Source organism: Marinobacter lutaoensis (assembly GCF_001981305.1).
GTDB classification, from domain to species: Bacteria; Pseudomonadota; Gammaproteobacteria; order Pseudomonadales; family Oleiphilaceae; genus Marinobacter; species Marinobacter lutaoensis.
Window position 1 is genome coordinate 473,427 of sequence record NZ_MSCW01000001.1, and the last position, 18,081, is coordinate 491,507.

The 18,081-nt window shown below is 66.9% G+C and carries 18 protein-coding genes; 17 read left to right on the forward strand and 1 reads right to left on the reverse strand.

Translation table 11 applies throughout. The features are described 5' to 3' along the window. Positions 1-105 precede the first annotated feature (105 nt). From BTO32_RS02180 to BTO32_RS02250, 15 genes are all read left to right on the forward strand, one after another. The gene (locus tag BTO32_RS02180; protein WP_245820238.1) at positions 106-2,760 is read left to right on the forward strand and encodes an HzsA-related protein; all 2,655 of its coding nucleotides are present in this window, start codon (positions 106-108) and stop codon (positions 2,758-2,760) included. Between the two features lie 21 nt (positions 2,761-2,781). Continuing rightward, positions 2,782-3,525, forward strand: a complete 744-nt coding sequence (locus tag BTO32_RS02185) for an SH3 domain-containing protein (RefSeq protein WP_076722788.1) — start codon at positions 2,782-2,784, stop codon at positions 3,523-3,525. After that, positions 3,495-4,142: an outer membrane beta-barrel domain-containing protein gene (locus BTO32_RS02190; protein ID WP_076722789.1), complete on the forward strand. Its 648-nt coding sequence runs from the start codon at positions 3,495-3,497 to the stop codon at positions 4,140-4,142. The genes BTO32_RS02185 and BTO32_RS02190 overlap by 31 nt, the downstream gene beginning before the upstream one ends. A gap of 19 nt (positions 4,143-4,161) precedes the next feature. Continuing rightward, positions 4,162-4,665, forward strand: coding sequence for a TlpA family protein disulfide reductase (locus tag BTO32_RS02195; RefSeq protein WP_076722790.1), 504 nt, complete (start codon positions 4,162-4,164; stop codon positions 4,663-4,665). Then, positions 4,662-4,904, forward strand: coding sequence for a DUF4266 domain-containing protein (locus tag BTO32_RS02200; protein WP_245820239.1), 243 nt, complete (start codon positions 4,662-4,664; stop codon positions 4,902-4,904). The genes BTO32_RS02195 and BTO32_RS02200 overlap by 4 nt, the downstream gene beginning before the upstream one ends. Then, positions 4,891-6,045, forward strand: a complete 1,155-nt coding sequence (locus tag BTO32_RS02205; protein WP_425435209.1) for a DUF3570 domain-containing protein — start codon at positions 4,891-4,893, stop codon at positions 6,043-6,045. The genes BTO32_RS02200 and BTO32_RS02205 overlap by 14 nt, the downstream gene beginning before the upstream one ends. A 1-nt stretch (position 6,046) precedes the next feature. Then, on the forward strand, positions 6,047-6,589 hold the full coding sequence (locus tag BTO32_RS02210; RefSeq protein ID WP_076722792.1) for an AraC family transcriptional regulator: 543 nt from the start codon (positions 6,047-6,049) through the stop codon (positions 6,587-6,589). Between the two features lie 7 nt (positions 6,590-6,596). Beyond that, positions 6,597-8,537: a hypothetical protein gene (locus tag BTO32_RS02215; RefSeq protein WP_139339001.1), complete on the forward strand. Its 1,941-nt coding sequence runs from the start codon at positions 6,597-6,599 to the stop codon at positions 8,535-8,537. After that, positions 8,534-11,362, forward strand: coding sequence for a tetratricopeptide repeat protein (locus tag BTO32_RS02220; protein ID WP_245820240.1), 2,829 nt, complete (start codon positions 8,534-8,536; stop codon positions 11,360-11,362). Before BTO32_RS02215 ends, BTO32_RS02220 begins: the two co-directional genes overlap by 4 nt. Further along, the gene (locus BTO32_RS02225; protein ID WP_076722793.1) at positions 11,349-11,918 is read left to right on the forward strand and encodes a tetratricopeptide repeat protein; all 570 of its coding nucleotides are present in this window, start codon (positions 11,349-11,351) and stop codon (positions 11,916-11,918) included. The genes BTO32_RS02220 and BTO32_RS02225 overlap by 14 nt, the downstream gene beginning before the upstream one ends. Positions 11,919-11,932: 14 nt before the next feature. Next, positions 11,933-12,247 (forward strand): hypothetical protein, encoded by a 315-nt coding sequence (locus tag BTO32_RS02230; RefSeq protein WP_076722987.1) that lies wholly within the window; start codon positions 11,933-11,935, stop codon positions 12,245-12,247. Positions 12,248-12,378: 131 nt separating this feature from the next. Continuing rightward, positions 12,379-13,077 carry a MotA/TolQ/ExbB proton channel family protein gene (locus BTO32_RS02235; RefSeq protein ID WP_076722794.1) on the forward strand — a complete coding sequence of 233 codons (699 nt, stop codon included), beginning with the start codon at positions 12,379-12,381 and terminating at the stop codon, positions 13,075-13,077. A gap of 23 nt (positions 13,078-13,100) precedes the next feature. Continuing rightward, the gene (locus BTO32_RS02240) at positions 13,101-13,619 is read left to right on the forward strand and encodes an ExbD/TolR family protein (protein ID WP_076722795.1); all 519 of its coding nucleotides are present in this window, start codon (positions 13,101-13,103) and stop codon (positions 13,617-13,619) included. Beyond that, entirely contained in the window at positions 13,616-14,116 is a 501-nt protein-coding gene (locus BTO32_RS02245) for an ExbD/TolR family protein (protein ID WP_076722796.1), read from the forward strand. The genes BTO32_RS02240 and BTO32_RS02245 overlap by 4 nt, the downstream gene beginning before the upstream one ends. Positions 14,117-14,119: 3 nt before the next feature. Further along, a complete protein-coding gene (locus BTO32_RS02250; protein ID WP_076722797.1) occupies positions 14,120-15,094 on the forward strand; it encodes an AgmX/PglI C-terminal domain-containing protein in 975 nt (324 codons plus the stop codon). Positions 15,095-15,112: 18 nt separating this feature from the next. Here BTO32_RS02250 and BTO32_RS02255 read toward each other — a convergent pair whose 3' ends face one another. Further along, complete coding sequence (locus BTO32_RS02255) at positions 15,113-16,837, reverse strand: diguanylate cyclase domain-containing protein (RefSeq protein ID WP_076722798.1); 1,725 nt, start codon at positions 16,835-16,837, stop codon at positions 15,113-15,115. Between the two features lie 178 nt (positions 16,838-17,015). Here BTO32_RS02255 and BTO32_RS02260 point away from each other — a divergent pair, with 178 nt between their 5' ends. Together BTO32_RS02260 and BTO32_RS02265 are read left to right on the forward strand one after the other, a co-directional pair. After that, positions 17,016-17,336 (forward strand): TraR/DksA family transcriptional regulator, encoded by a 321-nt coding sequence (locus BTO32_RS02260; protein ID WP_076722799.1) that lies wholly within the window; start codon positions 17,016-17,018, stop codon positions 17,334-17,336. A gap of 27 nt (positions 17,337-17,363) precedes the next feature. After that, positions 17,364-18,077, forward strand: a complete 714-nt coding sequence (locus tag BTO32_RS02265) for an ABC transporter ATP-binding protein (RefSeq protein WP_076722800.1) — start codon at positions 17,364-17,366, stop codon at positions 18,075-18,077. Positions 18,078-18,081: the final 4 nt, after the last annotated feature.

An 18,081-nucleotide genomic window follows, 5' to 3' on the forward strand; every position in this document is an offset into this window, starting at 1 on the left:
AGGTTTGGAAACTCAACTTCCCGCCCCCTTACTTTATGCCGTAACGTTGAAACATCATCTTGAGTCATCATCCGATATCGCAGGACTGTCGTTTTGGGAATCTCGTTGCGTTCGCTCTCGGCCGGCACCGGTCCGGTGCTCGGGCTGGCCTGTGTGCTTGGCGGGTCACTGCTGTCCGGCTGCCTGTCCACGGGGGGCGGCCAGGACGATGACCCGGTGGTGGTGGAAAACGCGGTCGCGTTCATCAAGCGTCCCTTGCTGTTCGATGAAAACAGCGGCCAGCCGGTGGCGGATAACCTGGCCGACCCCTCGGCGTTCCACCCCGGCGCCCGCCTGTACTGGAAGACGAGCGCCGCTCCGGACGCGCCGGAGCGGGACATTTCATCCCGGGCTTTCCCGGGGGCCGGTTATCTCGACGACCTCGGTCGCCTGCGCTACGACGTCAAGGACCTGCATGTGTCCCACGACGGCACCCGCCTTCTGTTCGCCATGCGCGCCCCGGAGATCGAGGGCGCGGATGACGACGAACAGCCCACCTGGAACATCTGGGAGTACGACAGCACCGAGGACCGGCTGCGCCGGGTCATCGCCTCGGACGTTGTGGCGGAGGCCGGCCAGGACGTGGCGCCGGCCTACCTGCCGGACGGCCGCATCGTGTTTTCCTCGACCCGGCAGCGCCAGTCCAAGGCGGTCCTGCTGGACGAAGGCAAGCCCCAGTATGCCGGCCTCGACGAGGACCTCGAGGTCCCGGCATTCGTGCTGCATGTTATGGACAGCGACGGCGATAACATCCAGCAGATCACCTTCAACCAGAGCCATGATCTGGACCCGATGGTCGCCCGCGACGGTACCGTCGTTTTCAGTCGTTGGGACCACGCCGGCCAGACCCGTGACAATGGCGTCAACCTGTACCGGGTCAACCCGGACGGTACCGGCCTTGATTACCTGTATGGCCGGCACTCGCACCAGGCCCTGTCCGCGGAGGTGGCGGTACAGTACCTGGCACCACGGGTGACCGACCGGGGCGATCTGCTGGTGCAGCTGCGCCCGTTCGAGTCGGAAGACTATGCCTCGGTGCCGGCGCGGGTGGATATCGAGGGGTACGTTGAGGCGGACCGGACCCTGTCCGGCGCACCCGGTGTGGGCCAGCAGCTGCTGGTGGAAGATGCCGGACTGGCCGGCCAGCCCTCGCTGCAGGGTACGTATGGTGCCATTTCGCCGTTGCTGGATGGCAGCGACCGGTTTCTGGTGAGCTGGAGCCCCTGCCGGTTGCGGGAGGTGGCCAGCAACCGCGTCGTCAACTGCACCGACGAACGCCTGGGCTCCGATGCCTATCAGCCGGCACAGCCGGTGTACGGCCTGTGGCTGCTGGACCCGGTGGACGGCACCCAGCGCCCGGTGGTGCCGCCGGAGGAGGGCGTGCTGTTCGACGAGGCGGTGCTGATGCGTGAGCGCCCCCTGGAAACCTATATCCCGGAAATGCCGGTGACCGGAGTGGCCGCCACCCTGGCCGAGGACGGCTACGGCATCCTCAGCATCCGCAGTGTTTACGACCTGGACGGCACCGACAGCACCCCGGCGGGTATCGCGGCCATGGCCGACCCGCTTCAGACCCCGCCGGACGAACGGCCCGTCCGCTTCCTGCGGCTGGAAAAACCGGTGTCGATTCCCGATGACACGGTTCGTGATTTTGACAACAGCGCCTTTGGCCGCAGCCGCGCTCAGCTGATGCGCGAGATTCTTGGCTATGTCCCCGTGGAACCGGACGGTTCCGTGCAGGTGGCGGTGCCGGCGAATGTGGCCTTTGCCCTGAGCGTGGTGGACGCTGATGGCCAGCGGATCGGGCCCCGGCATCAGAACTGGCTGAGCGTACGCCCGGGCGAGACCCTGGCCTGCAAGGGGTGCCATAACCCCGCCAGCCCGGTGCCCCATGGTCGCCGGGACGCCGGCCCTGAAAGCGTTTGGCCGGGGGCGCCGACCACCGGCCTGCCGTTCCCGAACACGGATCCGGCCCTGTACGCCGATATGGGGGAAACCATGGCGGAGGTTTACGGCCGTATCCGGGGTATCCGGAGACCCCAGCCGGACCTGGTGTTCGAAGATGAATGGACCGATACGGCGGTAGCTCCGAAGGCCGATGCCTTCGCCCTGAGCTACGGCGACCTCCGTACGCCGGCGCCCATGTCCGCCGTGTGTGCCAGTCACTGGACGTCGAACTGCCGGGTCGTCATCCACTACGAGCAGCACGTCCATCCGCTGTGGAACCTGACGCGTCAAGTCCTGGACACCGACGGCGTGACCGTGGTTGCCGACTATACCTGCACCGGCTGCCATAACCACGTCGACGATCAGGGCCAGACCCAGGTTCCGGTGGCCCAGCTCGATCTCTCCGACGGGCCCTCGCCGGACCAGCCGCTGCACTTCAATGCCTACCGGGAACTGCTGTTCCCCGACAACGAACAGGAACTGGTCAATGGTGCCCTGGTGGACCGTCTGGTGGACACCGGAGAGGTCCTGAGGGATGATGACGGCAACCCCATCCTGGACGCCGATGGCAATGAGCAGCCGATCTACGCCACGGTGCCGGTGCAGCCGAGCATGTCGGTCAACGGTGCCTCGGCCAGCCGGTTCCCGGCCTTGTTCCGTGCCGGCGGCAGCCACGAAGGGTTCCTGAGTGCCGCGGAACTCCGCCTGATCAGCGAATGGCTGGATCTGGGGGCTCAGTACTACAACGACCCCTTCGCCGCACCGGAAGACTGACCAGGGACAGGTCCACAGACCATGCCGCTACTTCTTTGCCTGCTTGCCTTGCTGCCCATGACCGCCACCGCCGGCGGTCTCTGGGGCGACGAGCCGCCACTCAGGGTTCAGGTCACGCAGCCGTTCGTGGAATGGCGCACCGGCCCGGCGGCCGGCTACCCGGTGTTCCATGCCAGCGAACAGGGCGAGTGGCTGCGGCTGCTTCAGCGCAGGACCCGCTGGATCAGGGTGCGGGACGAGCAGGGCCGGGAAGGCTGGGTCTCGGTGGCGGATATCGCCGGCACCCGGGATGCGACCGGACAGCCGGTGGCCTTGCCGGTGCCGGACTTCTCCGAGTTCCGCAACCGCAGGCTGGAGGCCGGCCTGATGATGGGAGAGTTCGACGGCGCCGCCGTCACCGCTGCCTACGGTGGTTACTGGATGACCCGCAACCTGGCCGCCGAACTCTGGCTGTCCCAAGTGCTGGGCAGCGCCTCCGAGATCCGCATGATCAACGCCAACCTGGTACACCAGGCGTTTCCGCACTGGCGCGTGTCTCCGTATTTCACCCTGGGCATCGGGCATCTCTGGATCGACCCGAAGGCCACCCTGGCCGAACCGGAGCAGCGTGACAACATGGTTGGCCACGCCGGTATCGGTGTCCGCGCCTATGTGACCGACCGCTATTTCATCCGTGCCGAAGTGAAGGACTACAAGGTCTTCACCGATCGGGAAACCAACGAAGAAGCCACAGAATGGAAAATCGGACTGAGTATCTTTTTCTGACGCCGGCGCTGCTTGCCGGCCTGCTGGCCCTGCCCGTGACGGCGGTCGCCAGCGATGACGAACGGCCCCTGATCGAGCCGGATGTCACCCCGGTGCCGGTGACCGAGGACCGGATCGACACCGAGAACTTCGAGGTGGGCGGGTTCGCCGGGTTCCTGACCATCGAGGACTTTGAGTCGTCCTGGCTGGTCGGCGCCAAACTCACCTACCACCTCAGCGAGGCGTTCTTCTTCGAGGCCGGGGTCGGCGTCGCCGAAGCGGGCGAGACCAGCTTCGAGACGCTGGCGGGCAATGTCGAGGTGCTGACCGACAGCGAACGTGAATACCGCTTCTACAACCTCAACCTGGGCTACAACCTGCTGCCCGGGGAGGCGTTTCCCACCGAGGGCCTGGCCTTCAACACCAACTTCTATCTGATCGGCGGTGCCGGTGCCACCGATTTCGCCGGTGACACCCGCTTCACCCTGAACGCCGGCGCCGGCTACCAAGTGCTGCTGACCGATGACATCGCTGTGCACCTGGAACTGCGTCAGCACTTCTACCGCATCGATGTGCTGGGCGACGAGAAAACCGCCATTTCCACCCAGGCCAGCGCTGGCCTGTCCGTGTTTTTCTAACATGACGGGAGCCGAAGCCATGACGACTGCTCTGAGAACCCTGACCCTGACCCTGACTCTGGCCCTGGCCGGACTGCCGGTGGCGGCCGTTGCCGAGGCCATCCACACGCCGGCCCCGGATTTCACCTTGGCCAGCCGGGAAGGTGGCAATGTCCGCCTCGAAGATCACCGGGGCGAGGTGGTGATGGTCAACTTCTGGGCGTCCTGGTGCGGCCCCTGCCGCCAGGAAATGCCCCTGATGAACGCGCTGTATCACAAGTATCGCGACCTGGGGTTCACCATCCTGGCGGTGAACGTGGACGAGGACCGGGCGGCCGCCCAGCGCTTCCTGGACGCGGTGCCGGTGGATTACCCGATCCTGTACGATCCGGACAGCACTGTCAGCGAACGGTATGAGGTGCAGGCAATGCCGACCACCGTGATGGTCGACCGGGACGGCAACGCCCGATATGTCCATTACGGCTATCAGCCGGGATACGAGGATGCCTACGAACAACAGATCCGGGAGCTGGTGAGAGAGTGAAACCGCAACGTCACGCAAGGCCCCGGTGGCTGACCAGCGCCGCGCTGGTGCTGATGCTGACCGGGTGCAGCGAGATCAAACCCTGGGTGAAGCCCTACGAACGGGACAACCTGGCGGACCCGGTGATGAGCCTGAGCCGGCATGGCAAGGCCGATGCCTACATGCACCATGTCTATCAGGCCCGGGAGTCGGCCCGCGGCGCCGAAGGCGGGTCGGGAGGTGGCTGTGGCTGCAACTGATCGCCTGAGGCCCGGCGTCGGCGGGCTCACGGTCCTGCTGTCGATGGCCTCACCGGTGCCGGCGGCGACCCTGCCGGTGGACAACGTGGATGTGCTGTACCACCGCTACGATGGCGGCGGCATGGTGATCGACGGCCCCTCGGTGCTGGTGCGCAAGAGCGCCGGGCCGCAGGTGTCGCTGACCGGTCAGTATTACGTCGACTCGGTATCGGCGGCCTCGGTGGATGTGCTGGCCACTGCCAGCCCCTACACCGAGGAGCGTACCGAGTATTCCCTGGGCGTCGACTACCTGCACGAGGACGCCGTCCTGAGCCTGGGGTTCACCGACAGCAGCGAGAACGACTACGACGCCAAGACCGTTCACATAGCGGTCAGTCAGGAGTTCTTCGGCGGCCTGTCCACCGTCACCATGGGCTACGCCAACGGTTGGGACGAGGTCGGCATGGTGGGCAATGACGGTTTCCGGGAGGACGCCGATCGCCGTAACTACCGGCTCGGGTTCAGCCAGGTCTTGACCCGGAACAGCCTGCTGGGGCTGGATCTGGAGGTGATCACCGATGAAGGGTATCTGGAGAACCCCTACCGCCAGAACCGCTACCTGGATCCCGGTGATGCCACCGCTTATCTGTACCAGCCCGAGCGCTATCCGGACAGCCGCACCAGCACCGCGGTGGCGCTGCGGGGCCTGTACTACCTGCCGTACCGGGCCTCGGTTCGGGGCGAGTACCGCTATTTCACCGACAGCTGGGGCATTGAGGCGCACACCGTCGAGCTGGCCTACGTTCATGGCCTTAATGCGCGCTGGAGCCTGGAAGGCTCGCTCCGCTACTACACCCAGGACGCGGCGGACTTCTACGCCGACCTGTTTCCCTACGAAAACTCCCAGACCTACCTGGCCCGGGACAAGGAACTCAGCGCCCTCAGCGGCACCACGATCGCCACCGGTGCGGTGTACGAGTGGAAACAGACCGCCATTCCCGGCATCCAGCGTCTGCAGTTCAGCCTGCTGGTGGACTGGCTGAGTTTCGACTACGACAACTTCCGGGATGTCACCGCACGGGGTGACTATCTGCCCGGCGAGGAACCCCTGTACTCATTCGATGCCTGGGTGACCCGGGCTTCCCTGATTCTGGAATACTGACATGCTGGCGCCCATCTCCCGAACCCCACGCCCTGTCGTCCTCGTTGCCTGGCTGCTGCTGGCCATCCTGGCCCTGCCGGCCGGCGCCGCCGACTCCGATGCCTCCGTCGCCGACCAGGTGGAGCAGCTGAAAAAACAGGTGATTCGACTGAACCGGGACCTGTTCATCCTGGAAGAGGACCTGCTGTTCCCCGCCAGTACCCAGTTTGCCGTGTTCCTGAGTCTGGACACCGGCCGCTTTCTCCAGCTCGATGCCGTCAAGCTCAAGGTCGACGGTGACGTGGTGGCGGCCCACCTCTACACCGAGCGGCAGGTGCGGGCCCTGCAACGGGGGGGCATGCAGCGGCTGTACATCGGCAACCTGAAGACTGGAGCCCATGAAGTCACGGCCTTCGTCGAGGGGATCGGCCCCGAGAATCGCCCCTATAAGAAAGCCGCGACCCTAACGTTCGACAAGGGCACCGACACGGCGGCGCTGGAAATCCGGATTCGGGACCGGTCCTCGGACGACCAGCCGGAGGTCTCCATTGTCGCCTGGGAGTAGCGAAAAGGTGAGGGCATGGAGGCCGGGTAACGCCCGGCGGTGCCTTCGCTGGCTGGTCTGCGGGGCGCTCGGCGCGGTGACTGTCGGCGCTCAGGCACAGCCGGCACCGCCAACCCGGGCCGCCGACCTCCGGTATGGCGAGGTGCTCTATGAGTATCACCAGGGCGAGGCGTTCCGGGCCCTGACCCTGCTGTCGGTGGCGGCGTCGCGCGGCGGCATTCAGGGGCACGGCGACCATCCGGCGTTGGTGGAAGGGGGCCTGCTGCTGTCCTATGGCATGGTGAACGAGGCCGGGCGACGGTTCGAGCGGTTGCTGTCGGACGAGGCTCCGGGTGTGGGTGTTACGCCCGAGGTGCGTAACCGTGCTTGGTTCTATCTGGGCAAGGTCCAGTATTTGTCCGGCGAGCCGGAGCGGGCCCACGCCAGTCTTCAGCGGGTGGACAGTGACCGGCTGGCTGCCGGGTACCCCGGGCTGTTCCAGGAGTGGTGTTACCTGCGCGCGGAACTGGCTCGCCGGCATCCAGCGTTGGGCGGCGTTGCCGAGGCCCGTCGCCTGGCGGACCGGTTGCCGCAGGCCAGCCTCTGGCGCGTGTATCTTGAGTACAACCTGGCACTGGATGACCGCAACCGGGGCGATGGTGCCGGCGTGGAGTCACGGCTGGCCGCGTTGCTGCCCCTGTTGGAGAATGGCCGGGAGGCGGACCCGGACGCCCGCGAGCGTCAGGCCCTCGCAGCCCGGGTGCGCTTGTCCCTGAGCCGGATGATGACCGCTGAGCGGCGTTTCGACGATGCTCTGGCGGTGCTCTCGGCGTTGCCCCAGGTCGGCCCCCTGTCCGATCAGGGGCTGTATGAATACGCGGTCGCCGCGGCCCAGGCTGGACAGCACTCGAGGGCATTCGCGGCCCTGTCGGCACTGGCGTCCCGGCCGGGCGACTCACCGTGGTTGCAACCGGTTCCTTACGCCCGGGCCTACCTGCTGGAGCAGACCCGCCAACCCCGGGCCGCCCTGGAGGCCTATCGCTCGGCCGCGGCGCACTATCAGGAAGAGCTGGCCCGCCTGGCTTCGGTCCGGGCATCCCTGTCGGAAACCTCGATCCTGTCTGGGCTGACGCTGGAGCGGGACAGTAGCGGTGTGCTCACGGACGCTTACGGGCGCCTGAAGGCACACCCGGACCAGACCGGACTGGTGGCACTGCTCGCCACCGAGCGGTTCCAGCGGGTACTGGCGCAATGGCAGGAGCTGCGGATCCTGGCCCGGGACCTGACGCGCTGGCAGGACAAACTGGAGACCTTCGACATCATGCTGGCGACCCGCAAGCAGCAACGGCAACGCCGGGCTGCCGAGACCCGGGCCGCCCTGGACGCCCTGCAGGCGGATACCTGGGCCGAGCGGCACCGGGCATTCGCCCAGGACATCGACGCGGCGCGGGCGTCAGGGGACGCGGCGTTTTTCATGTCGACCCGGCAGAAGCAGCTGGCCCGCCGCCTGGCGTCAGTGGCGTCGCTCTTGGCGACCCTGCCGGACGATGCCCGCACCACCACCCAGCGCCGGAAATACCAGCGCCTGCGGGCCTATTTCGAATGGCAACTGGCCGATCAGTACGGCATCAACCGCTGGGCTGCGGAAAAGCCGCTGCGGGAGCTGGATGCGGCCATGGTGGAGTTCGCCCAGCGCCGACAACGGGTTGAGGCGCTGCTGGCCACCGATGACGAATCGGACCGGCTGGCGGCCCGCCTGGACCAGCTCCGGGAACGCCTGAGCGGTCTGCAGGCGCAGCTCGGGCAGGCACTGGCGGTAAGCCGGGCCGAATTGATCGCCCAGGTGGATGCCGAACTGGCGGGCTGGCTGGAGCGCAACCGCGCCTACCTGCTGGCCTCACGTCACGCCCAGGCCCGGCTTGCGGATGCTCTGCTGATGTCCGGCCAGCCGGAGGGAGGGCAGCCGTGAGCGGGAACCGGTCGCTGCCCGTGATTGTTCTGACCACCGTGCTGGGCGTGTCGGGATGCCAGAGTCTGTCCTGGTTTGGTGGCGAGGCGGACACGGCGGCCCGGCCGGGGACTCTCGGGGCCTTGTCGCCGGTGACCGTGCCTGCCGGCGACTCGGAGCCCGCGGTCGTGTCCCTGGACGCAGTGATCGCCAGCTACCGTTCCCTGCTGCCACTGATCGATGACCCCCGCGAGCAGGTGGCCGTCCGCCACCGCCTGGCGGACCTGGAATTCCAGCGGGCCGAGCAGGCGTTCGCGGAACGAGCCGAAGGCGACCTGGCCGGTGCCATTGGGGCCTACCAGCGGCTGCTGGCCGACTACCCGGGCCGGCCGGACAACGACCAGATCCTCTATCAGCTGGCCCGGGCACGGGAGCTGCGGGGCGAGACCGGCCCCCAGCTGCACGCGCTGACCGACCTGGTGAACCGTTACCCCCAGTCCCGCTACTGGCCGGAGGCCCAGTTCCGCCGGGGCGATCTGCTGTTCGGGGCGGGCCGCTATGCTGAGGCGGAGGCGGCCTTCATGGCGGTGGCCCGGGCTTCCGGGGCCGATCCATCGCTGACCACCAACGCCTGGTACATGGCCGGCTGGAGCCAGTTCAAGCAGGGCCACTACCGGCCGGCCCTGGGCAGTTTCGTCCAGGTGCTGGACCGGGTGATGCCCGCCGGGGAAAACGCCAGCGCGGCCCAGGACACCCTGCTGACCGACCTGTTCCGGGTGTTCGGCCTGTCCCTGTCCTACCTGCAGGGTGCGGATACCCTGCGTGACCTGTTCCTCGAAACCGGCCCCCGGGCCTACGAGCCGACGGTGTACGCCCGCTACAGCGAGCTGCTGGTGGCGCGGGAGCGCTATACCGATGCCATCGCCGCGCTGGAAACGTTCAACGAGGCGCATCCCGGCAGTCCCTGGGCCCCCCGTTACGATCAGCGCATCCTGGACATCCTGGCGGAAGCCGGTTTCGACCAGGCACTGCCCGAGCGCAAGGCGCGCTTCGTTCGCCGTTACGGTATCCAGGGTGACTACTGGGCCAACGCTGACCCGGCCACCCGCGACTTTATCCTGAGCCGGCTTGAACCGCTGATTCCGGAACTGGCGGACCGGCACTATCTGCTCGCCAGCCGGGCCCGGACCGACGCCGAGCGGCGCCGCCACTACCGTGCCGCAGCCGGTTACTATCACGCGTTCGCCACCACCTTCCCGGGTCACCCCCGCACGCCGGAACGGCTGTTCCTGCTGGCGGAGGCGGAGCTGGCGCTGGAGGAATGGCCGGCGGCCATCCAGGCGTTTGAGCAGGTTGCCTATGGCTTTGCCTACACCGACGGCACGCCGGAGCGGGCCGCCGAGGCGGGCTATGCGTCGGTGTTGGCGTTTCGGAGCTACGCCGAGACTTGGCGTGAGCTGCCTCCCGCCGACCGCCGCGAGCTGGAGGATCAGCAACAGCTGAACCGGCTGCGGTTCGCCAACGCCTTCCCGGACGACCCGAGGGCCCCGGATGTGTTCGCCATTGCCCTGCAGCGGGAGTTCGAACGGGACCACTGGGAAGACACGGTGGTCATGGCCGAACGGCTGGTGGCCTGGCAGCCGCCTCCCGATCCGGAACGGGTGACCGAGGCGCTGCGGTTGTCCGGCCATGCTCTGTTCGAGCTGGCCCGGTACGGCGAGGCCGAGTCGGCCTACCGCCAGGCGTTAAGCCGCCTGCCCGGAAACGACGAGCGGGTGCCCGAAATCCGCCGCAATCTGGCGGCCGCGGTCTATCGCCAGGGTGACGTCGCGGCCACAGCTGGCCAGACCAGCGAAGCGGTGCGGCATTACCTGCGGGTGGCCGAGGTGATGCCAGGTTCGGAGCTGCACGCCAATGCCCAGTACGACGCCGCAGGTCTGCTGATTGAGGCTGGCGACTGGCCGTCGGCGATCGGTGTGCTCACCGATTTCCGCGCCCGTTTTCCGGCCCATCCGCTGATCGATACCGTGCCCGCGAAGCTGGCCCTGGCCTACCGGGAAACCGGACAATGGGCCCTGGCCGGGGACGAAGTGAGCCGTTTGTCCGAGCTGGCCCAAAGTCCCGAGGAGCAGCGGGAAAACCTGAGCATTGCCGCCGGGCTGTACGACCGTTCCGGCGACACCGACAGGGCCATCGATGCCTGGCGCCGCTATGCCAACCGCTACCCGGAGCCGGTGCCGGCGTATCTGGAGGCCGCCCATCGGCTGGCCGAGCTATACCAGGCCCGGGGCGACATCCCGCGTCGCAACTACTGGCTGGAGAAGCAAATGGTACGGGTGGAGCGCCTGGGTGATGACGCCGATGACCGGATGCGTTACCTGGCGGCCTCGGCGGCGGCGACGCTGGCGCGGGAAGCCCTGGCCCGGTACCAGGGCATTCGCCTGACCCTGCCGCTGGACCGCAGCATGGTTGCCAAGACCGAGGCTCTGGAGGCGGCGGTGACGGCCTATCAGCGCATGGCGGCCTTCGGGGTCGCGGAACTGGCCTCCGAGGCCGGATACCAGATTGCCGACATCTACGCCCGGCTGGCCCGGGATCTGATGGATTCAGAGCGACCGCCCGGCCTGAACGAGCTGGAGCTGGAACAGTATGAGCTGCTGCTGGAGGAGCAGGCCTATCCGTTCGAGGACAACGCCATCGACATTCATGAACAGAACATCCGCAAGGCCCAACAGGGCATTTATGACGAATGGGTTCGCCGCAGCTACGAGGCGCTGCGCCGGTTGTTGCCCGGCCGCTACGACAAGACCGAGATACGTCCGGAGGTGGTGGATGAACTGGGCTAACTGGGGCGCCGTGGCGGTCCTGCTGTGTCTGGCCGGCTGCGCCGGAGCACCCAGGCAACCGGCCGCGCCGGCGGCACCGGACCCGGATCAGGCCCGCCTGGAAGCAGACTTCGCCCAGGCGGTGGCGGCCATGAAGGCCGGTGACCGGGACACCGCCCGGGCCGGGTTCCAGCGGCTGCTGGAGGCACACCCCGAGCGCACCGGCCCGCGCGCGAACCTGGCGATCCTGGCCTACGAAGAGGGGGATGCGGCGGCGGCCCGGGCCGGTTTCGAGGCGGTGCTGGCACAGGCGCCCGAACACCGGGTGGCGCTCAATTACCTGGGCATCCTGGCCCGCGAGCGGGGCGATTTCGAGGCCGCGGAAGCCTACTATCGGCGGGCTCTGGCGCAGGCGCCCGACGATCCGGCGGCATTGCTGAACCTGGCGTTTCTGCTGGATATCTACCTGGGGCGCCCGGACCAGGCGCTGCCGCTGTACCAACGCTACCAAGCGGCCACTCCGACTCCGGACCCCCGGATTGACGACTGGCTGTTCGATGTCAGGAACCGACAGTGAGAGGTATCGCCATCATGACAGGACGGTTTCGTTGCATCCTGTGGCTGGCTCTGCTGGGGCAGCCACTGCTTGCCGGCGCGCAGGAACCCCGCTCCGGCGTGGTGACCATTGAGGGCGCCCGGATCGTGGGGGATCAGGAAGTGCCCACGGTGTTGTATCTGGTGCCCTGGCAACCGCCGGCGGCGCCGGAACTGGCGGCACCGAATCCGCAGCCTCTGGCCGGGGCCGGTGACCGGCCGCTGGACCGCTACGAATTCCAGCGCCTGGTGCGTTACCAGGCGGAGCTGGCCGGGGAGGGCACCCACGCCGGGGCCGCGCCGGAACAATGAGACCTGGTTCACAGGTGGGCTGTGCAGTACCGCTAACGGAAACAAACCGCAACACAGTCTTGCGCGATCTTACCCCTTCGGGGCGAGGTCGCCCGTAGACTCAACCCAAACATGGATCATGGAGTGCCGAGATGCTTGATACCGCCGTTCGCTTTTTTCAGGAGGGTGGCTTTTTCATGTACCCGATTGCCGTCGTGCTGGTGATCGGTCTGGTCGTCGCCATCGAACGTTACGTTTACCTGTCCGCCCAGAAGGTGAGCAACCGCAAGGACTTCAACCGGCTGCACCCGTTGATCGCCAAGCGGGACCTGAAGGCGGCCCTGAACCACGCCCAAACCTCCGGTACCGCCATGGCCACCATGATTGGTGCCGGCCTGCAACGCCTGGCCCGGCGTCAGGGACGCGAGGAGATCGAGTACGCCATGGAGGAGGGCCTGCTGGAAATCATGCCCCGTCTGGAAAAACGGACCCAGTATCTGGCCACCCTGGCCAACATCGCGACCCTGCTGGGGCTGCTGGGTACCATCATCGGCCTGATTTCGGCGTTCACCGCGGTGGCGGCGGCGGACCCAGCCCAGAAAGCCAGCCTACTGTCCCAGAGTATCTCGGTGGCCATGAACACCACGGCGTTCGGCCTGATGTCGGCGATTCCCCTGCTGCTGATCCACGCCCTGCTGCAGACCAAGACCAACGAGCTGGTGGACAGCTTTGAAATGGCGGGCATCAAGGTTCTCAACCTGCTGAGCGACGGCGGCACCACCGCTCGGGCTCCGGAGCCCGCGGCGGCAGCGACCGGCCGGGCCTCCGCGGCCGCCGGCTCCACCGCCTGACGCCCGGCGCAAGGAGCCTGGCCATGAGACGAAGACATCGTCGCCTCAGGAGCGAGCCCGATCTCGACATCACGCCGTTCATGAACCTGATGATCGTGCTGGTGCCGGTGCTGCTGCTCAACATGGTGTTCGCCCATACCCGCGTACTGGAGCTGAACTTTCCCACCGGCGACGGCCTGTCCGAGACGGACAAGGCGTCGCTGCAGATTCAGGTCGTCATTTTCGACGACCGGCTGGTGGTGGCCGACAACCGGGGTGGGGTGATCGAAGAAATACCGCAACGGGCGTCCGGTCAGGACTTTGCCCGGCTTCAGGAGGTCATGAAGGCGCTCAAGGCACGGCTGCCGGAAAAACGGGACTTGGTCATTCTGCCGTCGCGTCAGACCAACTACCAGACCCTGGTCACGGTGATGGACACCGTGCGTGCCTACGACGCGGTGGTTGCCGGCAGTCTGGTGAAGGCGGAACTGTTCCCGGATATTTCCCTGGGTGACGCACCGGAGCCGGCCGACGGCCTCGGCGCCGCGGAGGGGCAGTCATGAAGGAATCCGCCCGCGCCCGACGGCTCAAGCGCCATCTGCGCCGCAACCAGCACCAGGGCAAGATGAACTTGGTGTCGCTGATGGATATCTTTACCATCCTGGTGTTCTTCCTGATGGTGAATTCCTCATCCGACGTTCAGGTGCTGACCCAGAACGACACCATCAAGTTGCCGGATTCCACCGCCGAACAGCCGCCCGGTGACGTGCTGGCGCTGACAGTCACCGACGGCGACATTCTGGTGAACGGTCGACCGGTGGTGAAACGGGCCGCCTTCCAGGCGTTCGAGGGCACGGTGGAACCGGCCCTGAAGGAGGAGCTGGAATACCAGGCGCGCCGGTCCGGCACGCCAGCCCCGGAAGCCGGTCGCCCGATCACCATTCTGGCGGACCGGGAGCTGCCTTATGCCCTGCTGAAGAAGATCATGTCCACCTGCGTGGATGCCGGCTACGCCGCCATTTCCCTGGCGGTCAACCAGCGCTCGGAGCAGGGGGCCTGACACATGATTGACTCATACGGCTTGCCATGGAACCGGGAACCGGGGGAACGCCGGCGGCTGCTGGCGATCTGCGCGCTGATGCTGCCGCTGTTCCTGGCCGCTGCGGTGTATGTGAGCTGGGTACGGCTGCCGGAGCCGGATCGCCGGGAGCAGGAAACGTTGCCGCCGCAACTGGCCAGACTGATTGTGAAACCGGAGCCGCCCAAGCCGGCGGTGCCCGAGGTCCGGCCGGAACCCAAGCCGGAGCCCAAGCCCGAACCGGAACCGGAACCGAAGGCAGTGCCGGAACCCAGGCCCGAACCCCAGGTGGCGCGGAAACCGGAACCCAAGCCCGAGGTAACGCCGGCCCCGGAAGCGGTGACCAAGGCCAGGGAAACGGCGCGCAACACCGGCATTCTGGCCATGGGCAACGAGCTGTCGAAGATTCGTCAGCTGGCCCGCACCGTCAAGCTTGACGAGGCGCCCACGGTCCGCACCGCCGCGACCATCACCCGCCCCAGTGAAGATACTCTGGCCAAGCGGGCCCATGCCACGACGCGCAGTGCCGGGGTCAGCGAGGCAGCCCTGGCACGGGACAGTCGGCAGGTGGCGCTGGCGCAACGAAGCCAGGCTCAGGTCGAGGACAGCGCCCAGGTGGCGGCGGTCGAACGGGAGGTCCGCGCGCAGGAAGCCGCGCCAGTGGCGCGAACCCGCAGCCGCGAGGAACTGCGCCGGACCATGGACGCGAACAAGGCCGCCATTTACAGCATCTACAACCGGGAACTTCGGAAAAAGCCGTCGTTGCGGGGACGCATCACGCCGGAGCTGGTGATCGAGCCGAGCGGCGCTGTGTCTGAGTGCTCGGTGGTGGAATCGACCCTCAACGAACCGGCTCTGGAGCGGAAGATCTGCAACCGGCTGCGGCTGGTCGATTTCGGTGCCAAGCCGGGAGTGGATCGCACCACCATCCGCTATCCGATCGAGTTGTTGCCCGGCTAGCGCCCCGGGCGGGACCGGTCAGCCGGCCGGCGCCGGCGTGGGGTTGAACAGGCGGTACAGGTTCCGGCCGTCGCGTTTGGACCGGTACATAGCCACATCGGCGCCGTTGAGCAGTTCTTCCACCGTGGTGCCGTCGTTCGGGTAGACGCTGATGCCGATGCTGGTCCCCAGTCGGATTTCCTGACCGTCGATGCGGTAGGGCGTGGCGTTCTGGCTCACCAGGCGCGTCGCCACCCGGATCACATCATCCAGTGTGTCCATCTCCGGCAGCAGCACGACGAATTCATCGCCACCCAGTCGGGCCAGAGTGTCATCCTCCCGCAGACAGTCCCGAACCCGTTGCGTGAACTGCACCAGCAGCGCGTCGCCGACGGCGTGCCCGAGGGTATCGTTCACCTGCTTGAAGTGATCCAGGTCCAGAAAAAGAACCGCCAGCATCACCTCCTTGCGGTGGGCGTGGCGTATGGCATGGGCCAGCCGGTCTTCCAGCAGCCGGCGGTTCGGCACCCCGGTCAGGGCGTCGTAGTAGGCCAGCTGGCGGATCTGCTCCTCCTGGCGCCGGCTCTGGGTGATGTCGGTGAACAGGCCGGCGTAGTGGGTCAGTTGCCCCTGCTCGTCGGTGATCGCGGTGATGGTCAGCCGCTCCAGGTACAGCTCACCGCTTTTCCGGCGGTTCCAGATTTCGCCCCGCCAGTAGCCGTGATGGGCGAGGGACTGCCACATCCGGTCATAGAATTCGGCATCGTGGCGACCGGAGGAGAGGAGGCGAGGGGTTCTGCCCAGAACCTCTTCCCGCTCATAGCCGGTCAGGCAGGTGAAGGCGGGGTTGACGAATTCGATGCGGGCGTGCCGGTCGGTGATCATGATGCCTTCGAACGAGGATTCGATCACCCGCTCCGCCAGCTGCAGGGAGCTGCGGGATTGCGCCAGCGCCCGGTCCCGTTGTTCGAGGGCCTGGCGCAGGTCGTCCAGATACATCTGTTCGGTCCCGCACAGCATGTCGCGGTAGCCGATCAGCCCGGTGACTTCGCCCCGGCCGCTGACCACCGCCAGGTGCCGGATACGGTGTTCCAGCAACAGGTCCCGGGCACGGATCAGGGGATCGTCCTCACGCACCGTCAGCAGGGGACGGCTGGCCACGTCGCCGGCCAGGGTGTTGGTGGTGTGACGGGCGATCAGCGCCACCAGATCCCGCTCCGTCAGAATGCCTAGGCCGTCCGGCGTGCAGTCCACCACCACCGCATCGGCGTTCTGCGCACGCATCCGTGCCGCCACCTCGGCAAGCGCGGTGGCGGCCCCGACCACCAGAGGCGGGCGGGGAATCACCGCGCCCACTTCCCGCAGTCTGAGGTAGGGCTCCAGGCCCTGGTTCAGCGCCAGGTCCGTCTGGGACACGATGCCCGCCGGTTCACCGTCTTCGTCAACCACCAGAGCGTGGCGTTTGCCGCTGTCGCGCAGGCGGATTGCCGCCTCTCCCGCCGCCAGGGTGGCGGGCAGGGACAGTACCGGCGTGCTCATGGCGGTGTGGATGGGCTGTTGGAACTGGTCCGGGGTGTCGAAGTCTACGGACAGGGCGTCGTGCTCGGTCCAGATACCGACGATGCCGTTCCGGTCGCGGACCAGGATCGAGCTGACGCCGTTCTGGCTCATGCGGGCGGCGGCCTCGGCAATCGGGGTGTCGGGGCTGCACTCCAGCAATTGGCCGGTGTGCATGATGCGGGCGAGGGGAAATGACGGCCCCATGGTGGCTCCTGTCTGCGTGTTCGTCCTATTTCGAAAAGCGGGGCGTGTCCTGGGACTGTGTTGGCGTATTGTGCCCTGCCGGGAAACGCACGATTTTGACAGGCATCAATCCCCGGTTCAGCTTATGCTTTAGTGTAGGTATCCCGTTTCCTCAAAACCGCAAGGAGTGGTGACCGTGATGAGCAGCCGACAATCGGAGCTGGAAAATCTGAAGGCGGACCTGAGCACGCGCCTGGCGCGCTACCAGGCGCACCAGAATCGCGAAGCGGGGGCGGTGGCCAAGGATTTCGAGGAGCAGGCCACGGAAACCCAGAACGATGAAGTGGTGGACTCCCTGGAGGCCGAGACCCGGGCCGAGCTGGCGCAGATTGAGCACGCCCTGGCGCGGATCGAGCAGGGCGTGGGGGACGAGTGCGAGCGGTGTGGCCGGGCGATCGACCCCCGCCGGTTGCAGGTGCTGCCCTACACCACCGTGTGCGTGGAATGCGCGGAGGATTGAGCCCTGACGGCCGGGCGGGCAGGTGCGGTGGCGACTCCGGATGTGGTCTTCCGTACCCGGGGGATCACCAAGGTCTATGATCAGGGCGAGGTCCAGGTACAGGCGCTTCGGGGCATCGACTTGGATCTGTTCGCGGGCGAGCTGGTGGTCATGCTCGGGGCGTCGGGGTCGGGAAAATCGACCCTGCTGAATATCCTGGGCGGGCTGGATGTACCCACGGCGGGGAAGGTCTGGTACCGCGATCAGGAACTGAGCCGGGCCAGCGATGCCACGCTCACCCGTTTCCGACGGGATCACGTCGGGTTCGTATTCCAGTTCTACAACCTGATTCCCAGCCTGACGGCGCGGGAGAACGTGGCCGCGGTGACCGAGATCGCCCGCCGGCCGATGTCGCCGGAGGCGGCGCTGGCTCTGGTGGGGCTGGAGTCCCGCATGGACCATTTTCCGGCCCAGCTGTCCGGCGGCGAGCAGCAGCGGGTGGCGATTGCCCGAGCCATTGCCAAGCGGCCGGAGGTGCTGTTGTGCGACGAACCCACCGGGGCGCTGGACTCGGCAACCGGCATCCTGGTGCTCGAAGCCTTGGCCCGGGCCAACCGGGAAACCGGAACCACCACCGTCATCATCACCCACAACGCCGCCATCGCCGCCATGGGCGACCGGGTGATCACCCTGTCCGATGGCCGGATCAGCGGCGAGCACCGTAACCACACCCGGCAGGCCCCCCGGGGGCTGAGCTGGTGATCCG